Origin of the sequence: Streptomyces sp. SID5785 (genome assembly GCF_009870065.1) — a bacterium.
GTDB lineage: Bacteria > Actinomycetota > Actinomycetes > Streptomycetales > Streptomycetaceae > Streptomyces.
The window spans coordinates 1-3,835 of record NZ_WWIA01000507.1; the positions used below are offsets into that span (position 1 = coordinate 1).

The 3,835-nt window shown below is 73.5% G+C and carries 5 protein-coding genes; 2 read left to right on the forward strand and 3 right to left on the reverse strand.

The features are described from left to right. Window positions 1-205: GntR family transcriptional regulator (locus GTW43_RS38660; RefSeq protein WP_161302804.1), on the reverse strand; the 205-nt coding region annotated here is incomplete at its 3' end. A gap of 652 nt (window positions 206-857) precedes the next feature. Here GTW43_RS38660 and GTW43_RS16565 point away from each other — a divergent pair. Continuing rightward, complete coding sequence (locus GTW43_RS16565; protein ID WP_161302805.1) at window positions 858-1,373, forward strand: hypothetical protein; 516 nt, start codon at window positions 858-860, stop codon at window positions 1,371-1,373. A gap of 89 nt (window positions 1,374-1,462) precedes the next feature. On the opposite strand, the gene GTW43_RS37535 is transcribed toward GTW43_RS16565, so the two are convergent. Next, window positions 1,463-1,654 (reverse strand): hypothetical protein, encoded by a 192-nt coding sequence (locus GTW43_RS37535; protein ID WP_202501522.1) that lies wholly within the window; start codon window positions 1,652-1,654, stop codon window positions 1,463-1,465. A gap of 10 nt (window positions 1,655-1,664) precedes the next feature. Here GTW43_RS37535 and GTW43_RS37540 point away from each other — a divergent pair, with 10 nt between their 5' ends. Then, window positions 1,665-1,946, forward strand: coding sequence for a hypothetical protein (locus GTW43_RS37540; RefSeq protein WP_202501523.1), 282 nt, complete (start codon window positions 1,665-1,667; stop codon window positions 1,944-1,946). Window positions 1,947-2,488: 542 nt separating this feature from the next. On the opposite strand, the gene GTW43_RS16575 is transcribed toward GTW43_RS37540, so the two are convergent. Beyond that, on the reverse strand, window positions 2,489-3,655 hold the full coding sequence (locus GTW43_RS16575; protein WP_161302806.1) for an alanine--tRNA ligase-related protein: 1,167 nt from the start codon (window positions 3,653-3,655) through the stop codon (window positions 2,489-2,491). Window positions 3,656-3,835 lie beyond the last annotated feature (180 nt).

Sequence of the window (3,835 nt, forward strand, 5' to 3'; positions counted from 1 at the left end):
CCACCAGTCCCTCGGCGCGCAGCAGGCCCAGCGCCTCGCGCACCACGTTGCGGGTCGCGGCGAGCTCCTCCCCGAGGTCGCGCTCGGAGGGCAGCAGCCCCTGGGGGTAGGCGCCGGCCACGATGCGCTGACGCAGGACGTCGGCGACGCGGCGGGCACGGACGGCGCGGGCGGGTGCGGCGCGGGACGGGTTCGTGGCGGGCACAGGGTCTCCTCCTCAAGAGGTGGCGACGGTACCGTGCCGCGTGTTGCGCCGGAGTTACGCCACCCCTTCTGACCTGCACAAACCGCTGACCTGCGACGTCGGCGCAATGAGCGGGGGAAACGCCGGGCACGGCCCCGGGCGCCTCTGCTCCCCCGTGCGCACCCCGGCCACCTCCCCCACCCACGCGATCCGTCGACATCACCCGCACCACGAACACAACTCCCCCTGGCAGCAATCGAGTTGAGGCCCGACAATGGAAGAGCCGCGTTCTGCGCGGCCCGGCTCCGCTGTCCCATCCCCGTGTCAGCGGAGCCGGCCGAGCCCGTTCCGCGCGGGCGGCGTTCGCGCCCCGTGTGAATCACGCGCACGCTCTGGCCCCGCGCGCACGCTCGCGATGGCCTGAATTGCGCGGTCCACTGAGGCCACGCACCGCGCCACACGGCCTCGTGGCGCGGTGCGGGGCCACCGGCCTCCCTCTCACCCGGCGGCCCCCGCGCAGCCCGGGGCGCTGCACGGGCCCGGTTTCCAGCCACCGGAGCCCGCCGGTCCATCCGGCCCCGGGCTCGCGCCGCGCGCGGGGCGAAGCGGAACCTCCCGGGGCAAACCGCCGTTCCCGCTGCTCGACCGGGAGGGGGTGACGTACGGTCAACTCATGGACGGGGCCCAGTGGTTAGCCGCCTGCCATGCGCAGCCCGAGAAGGTGTTCGCGCAGTGGGAGCAGGCGCCGCATCTCGCCCGGCTGCCGGCCGGTCGCCGCTTCGACGCTCTGCGGGTGCACCAGCCGCTCGGGCTGACCGTGCTGTGGGAGCTCGGTGACGACGCGGGGAAGGTGCCGGTCCTGGAGGAACACGCACCGCCGCGCCCGGTGTTCTACATCCTCGCCCAGCCCGGCACGGCCGACGGCCTGCGTCCACCGGACCAGGAGGACGCCCTGTTCCTCGGCGAGGGCGCCGAGCTGACCGTCCCCTCCCCGCACGCCGACGGCATCACCGGCGTGCAGCAGCACTCGTTCATGTGGCGGGTGGCGCCGGACGGCAGCGGACGGCTCGCCACCCCGGACGCCCTCGCCGCGGCCCTGGAGCTGGCGCGGGACACGGACCGCCAGGCGGCCAGGATCCGGGCGGCCCGCTCGGTCTTCTACGGCGCGAAGCACGCGCGCCAGAAGTAGCGCACACCCGTGTGCCCGCGGCCGGACGAGGGGTCCGGCCGCGGGCACACGTCATCGCGGTGGTCGACGGCTCGGGCGCCGCTGTGTGTTCAGTGTGTTCGGCGCTTCGACGGCCGACCGAACCGCAGGCAGACCGCGCCCGCCGCGACACAGGCGGCCGCGATCCCGCCGAGCACGAACAGCCCCTTGTCCCGGCCGGACTCGGCGAGCTCCGGCGGCTTGGGGGGCGTCGTCGCCGGAGGTGTCGTCACCGGCGGCGTCGATGCCGGAGGAGTCGTCACGGGCGGAGTCGTGACCGGAGGAGTCGTCACCGGCGGCGTGGTCTCCGGAGGCGTCGTCACCGGAGGCGTCGTCACCGGAGGGGTCGTCACGGGCGGAGTGGTCACGGGCGGCGTCGTGACCGGAGGGGTCGTCACGGGCGGAGTCGTGACGGGCGGCGTGGTGACCGGCGGAGTCGTCTCCGGAGGAGTGGCCCCCGGCGGAGTCGTCTCCGGCGGCGACGTCGGCGGCGTCTCCTCGCCGTACCCCGAAGGCCCCTCGTCGTCGTACCCCTTCGGCCCCTCGTCCCCGTAGCCCTCGGAACTCCCACCCCCGTAGCCCTCGGGACTCTCGTCCCCGTGGCCCTTCGGGGTGTGCTCTCCGTGGCCCTTCGGGTTCTCGTCCCCGTAGCCCCCGGAGTGCTCGCTTCCGTGACCTTCGGGGCCCTCGCCTCCGGAGCCTTCCCGGGCGGACTGCTGCTGGGCACCGTGGCCCGACCCGTCCTCCCCCTGACCGCCGCCCCCGAGCCCCGGGGCGTCGCACCCCGGACCGGCCGCACCCGGCACACCGAGCGGCACCTCGGCCTGCCCGGACGCCGCGGGATGCGGCAGGTCCGAGTCGGCCACCGCGGTGGCCGTCCAGCAGCCCAGCGCCAGCAGGGGACCCACCCCTGCCACGACGATTCCTCGAGCGGTCGGCTTCATCCGCACCACCTCCACGTCTGATGGTTCATCAAATAGAAGGATGAGCACACAAGTCACCCCAAAGGGGGCGACGCGCCGCCGGAACGGTCACCCGTTCACCCGCTCGGTCTCCATAATCTTCACAAAAGATCCACGTGGCACGGGCGGTGGTCGTCACTGCGACCGCAGGCTCACCACCAGATCGCGCGGCAGGCCGTGCGTGTCGTGGAGGTACCGGAAGTCCTCGTCGTCGAGCGAGCCGAGGAAGCGGGGCCGGGCCAGGACCTGCCGACCGCGTTCGAGGAGCCGCCTGAAGCGCTGCTCCTCCTCGGCGAGGATCTGCCGCAGGGCGGCGGCGTCGGCATCCTGACGGAAGTGGCCGAGGGTGTGCCGGACCAGCTCGTCGGGCAGGTCGCCGAGGCCGCGCGTGGGGTCGTCGCGCCAGAGCACGGTGAGCGTCCGGCGCAGCAGCCGCCGCAGGACGTATCCGCGTCCCGTGGCGGACGGGCGCACGCCGTCGCCGAGGATGACCACGGCGGAGCGCAGGTGGTCCCCGACGAGGCGCAGGTCGTTCTCGTCCAGCACCCACAGGCCGGGCAGCAGGCGGCGCCACGGCTCGAAGACGTCGCACTCGAAGACCGACGTGCGGCCCTGGAGGAGGGAGGCGAGCCGCTCCAGTCCGAGGCCCGTGTCCACATTGCGCTGGGGCAGCGGGACGAGCGTGCCGTCGTCGAGGCGGCGGTACCGCATCATGACGTGGTTCCAGATCTCGACCCAGCGGTCGTCCTGGGTGGGTGTGGAGCACGGCGGCGTGTCGCCGGTCCAGTAGAAGATCTCGGAGTCGGGGCCGCACGGTCCGGTCGGCCCGTTGGACCACCAGTTGTCGTCGACGGTCAGCTCGACGGGGACGCCGTGCCGCTCCCACAGGTCGAGCGACTCCGTGTCGGGGCCGGTCTGTCCATCACCGGCGAAGACCGTGGCGTGCAGCAGGCCCGGATCGATGCCGAGGCCCTCGGTCAGCAGGCCGTACCCCCAGTCGAGGCTCTGCCGTCCCTCGTAGTCGCCGAGCGACCAGGTGCCCAGCATCTCGAAGACGGTGAGGTGGGTGCGGTCGCCGACCTCGTCCAGGTCGGTGGTGCGCAGACAGCGCTGGACGTTGACGAGGCGCCGGCCCAGCGGATGGGGCCGCCCCTCCAGGTACGGGGTGAGCGGATGCATGCCGGAGGTGGTGAAGAGCACCGGGTCGCCGGGCGGGGGCAACAGGGTGGAGCCGGTGATGCGGCGTTGTCCGCGGTCCTCGAAGTACTCGACGAAGGTCCGGACGACGGAGTCCGTGGTGATGGGGCTCGTGGGGCTGGGGCTCATGGGCGTCGTGGGCTTCATGGCGTGTCTCCTGGGTGCGAGGCAGCACCGGACGCCGGACCGGGCGGTCGTCACAGGGCGGGAGCACCACAGGAGAACACCGGCGGACCGTGTCCGGTCGCCGGCGGGAAGGGGTGGAACGTCAGGCGGTGGCGACCA